A 1,917-nucleotide genomic window follows, 5' to 3' on the forward strand; every position below is an offset into this window, starting at 1 on the left:
TGCCAGCAGCAATATGCCCTGAATAGAGGGGTTTACAATACGATTGATAATTGGTTCCATGCCTATGGCATCATCGATATTTTATACCGGCGGATCAATCTTTTAGCCTTTCTCGAATACGCATCTGATTCGGAACAAACGATCGGGCGGGCAAAGCCGATTAAATTCGGCAAGGGAGGGCTAACGAAAAAGCTTCAGGATTTCATGGAAATGTAAACTGACTTCAAGCTTTCCATCAATGAAAGCTTGGAATGTCGAAATTTGCACTACGAATATTTTTGTAAATGTAAGCGCTTTCTATTATAATGAATATAGGTTGGATGGCATGCGTGGCCGTCAAAGTATCTGGCGTAGGCGGGGCCGATACAGGCGCTAAAGAGGGTAAACTTCTTTACCGCAAAACGATTAGAGTACCTATCAATCAGGGGCTGCAATATCCTGGACCAATAATGGCGGATGACCGTTATTTTTTAGGCTTAATAGCGACTTATTTTTGCAATCGATAAGTAAAGCTTACCTTTACTTATTTTTTGCAGCAGCCCTCATCGTTTTATATCAATAATCGATAAGATAAAAAGCTCTCCCCCCATCGACTGGGAGCAGAGCGTTTTTGCATGTCCGGCGTTTACATGTACAAGCCTGCCAAGAAGATCCCAAGTGACTTTTGATAAATTTCATCGAACTGTGATATAGGAAGCGGGTTGGTTCCTTTACCAAGCTCAACGGTAAATCCCGGCCTCCGCCAGTCCTGAATGTACCAATCCTTATACCCTGCGTAACTATTGGCCGACTTGACGGGCTCATAGCCACTTACCCTCGCAAACTCATTGACTATCGTTTCAGACTCTGGCGGCTCCATATTTTCAAACCCCCAAAAAATGACCTCACCTTGAGTATGGAATGCGAGGACTCTCGCAAAGTCACGCTTTCTCGTTAGATTTGCCATCGCAATCGCTTCTGGCTGTGTAAGCGGCCCTGTTCCCGAATAATTGGCCGGGCCTGGTTCATTTACCATGTTGCGGGCCTGCTCCAGCTCCCATTTGGCGGGGAATTGATCGTTGAGGTCGACGCCATTGATATTCGCCTTCCATCCGGAAAAGTCCTCGCTGCCACTATTCCATCCCACGAGCCTCGCTCTCAATGTCTCATCTGCCGGCGGGCCATTTTGCACCAATTCCACTCCATCGGGGTTCACCATCGGGACAATCGACAGAAGTGTCTTTTGATAATAGGGCAACATGGAAAGGCCGCGGATATCCGTTTGATTCGTGATTGCCAACACATAATCATTTAAAAAGGTCATGATCACGGGGGTCGTAATCCATTCATTCGCATGAAACGAACCATTATAATGAATTCGTTTATCCCCCTGCCCGATGAGGATTTCGGGGATATCCCTATTTAACACCGAGTCGCCAATCGGAGATGTTTGAATAAAAGGGTAAATGTTTTTCAGCCGACCCATATCGGCAAGCAATGTCTTATAGTCATAGTTCTGATTCCCTTGAGTGAGCCTCCACGTAATCCTTACTGGCACATCAATCGTCTGGCCGACTTGCAGGGCATTCGGGTTGAGGTCAGGATTAACCGCAAATAAGGCATCCAATGAAAGATTACGTGATTTGGCAATTGCCCATAATGAATCCCCCCGCTTAATCTTATATGCCGTCGACGTGAAGCCGGGAATTTTGATTTGCTGTCCTATCATGAGGCCCTGTGGATCGATTCCCCTATTGGAATCAATGATCAGTTGGTAGTTGACCTTGAATAATTGGCTATAATACCATATAGAGTCATTCTGCCTCACATAAACGTCCATATTGCACCTCCCCTTACCCATATGTGTATGCTCATTTTAATGAATTATGGCTAATGCACCAAAAGCCAGCAATGCCGCCCATCCTGACTTCGCAAAAA

The 1,917-nt window shown here is 45.6% G+C and carries 2 protein-coding genes and 1 pseudogene; 2 read left to right on the forward strand and 1 reads right to left on the reverse strand.

Annotation, left to right across the window (positions count from 1 at the left end; translation table 11 throughout):
- Positions 1-216, forward strand: a pseudogene (locus tag CVN76_RS23860) (hypothetical protein); the annotation flags it as partial.
- A 113-nt stretch (positions 217-329) separates the two neighbouring features.
- A complete protein-coding gene (locus CVN76_RS31220) occupies positions 330-506 on the forward strand; it encodes a hypothetical protein (protein ID WP_157805692.1) in 177 nt (58 codons plus the stop codon).
- 119 nt (positions 507-625) lie between these two features.
- On the opposite strand, the gene CVN76_RS23865 is transcribed toward CVN76_RS31220, so the two are convergent.
- Positions 626-1,819 carry a M14 family metallopeptidase gene (locus CVN76_RS23865; RefSeq protein ID WP_100533304.1) on the reverse strand — a complete coding sequence of 398 codons (1,194 nt, stop codon included), beginning with the start codon at positions 1,817-1,819 and terminating at the stop codon, positions 626-628.
- Positions 1,820-1,917: the final 98 nt, after the last annotated feature.

The sequence above is a fragment of the Bacillus sp. mrc49 genome, from assembly GCF_002803435.1.

Coding starts and splice junctions, on each gene's coding strand:
- CVN76_RS23865 (WP_100533304.1), bottom strand. CDS start 1,819: ATGGACGTTTATGTGAGGCAGAATGACTCTATATGGTATTATAGCCAA.